Here is a 521-nt window from a genome sequence, read left to right as displayed (position 1 = left end):
CCCGTCGCCATGCCCGGATTACCTGCGAGGCACACATACATTCTGACACCATCAAAAACCAGCGTTCCTGCACCTTTTAACACCACTACGCCACCATAGCGTTCTTGCAGTTGGCGTGCTGCGGAATATCGATCACTTTCAATATGTTGAGTGGTCACATTTAACAAGCGAGCGGCTTCTCCCGGATGAGGAGTGATGACGCGTTGGTTGTCACACACCAATGTGCCATCACATCGTTGACTTAACATTGCCAGAATATTTAGACCATCCGCATCCACAACTTTCGGTTTTTGTTCTTGAGATAGGTATTGATAAGCTTGATACGCCCACTCATCGTCGCCAAAACCGGGGCCAAACACCAAAACATCCGCCCAGCGAATACGCTTAGTGAGCGCGTTTTCCGTATCTCTGAGTAAATCCGTGGTTATGCTTTGACTCATCACTTCTGGGCAACTGACCTGCAGAGGGATGAAACTATCTGGGTGCGTAATACTTGCTGTTAACCCTGCCCCGCTTCGAAC

Annotated in this window: 1 protein-coding gene; it reads right to left on the bottom strand. The window is 49.3% G+C overall.

All coding sequences use genetic code 11. The annotated features are described in order from the left end of the window. A partial coding sequence (locus R7Q46_RS30195; protein ID WP_318078719.1) for an NAD(P)H-hydrate dehydratase occupies positions 1–521 on the bottom strand: 521 nt, incomplete at both ends.

This window comes from Vibrio sp. 811, from assembly GCF_033339195.1.
The sequence above is the reverse complement of the archived record's forward strand: the minus strand, read 5'-3'. Positions and strand labels throughout refer to the sequence as shown.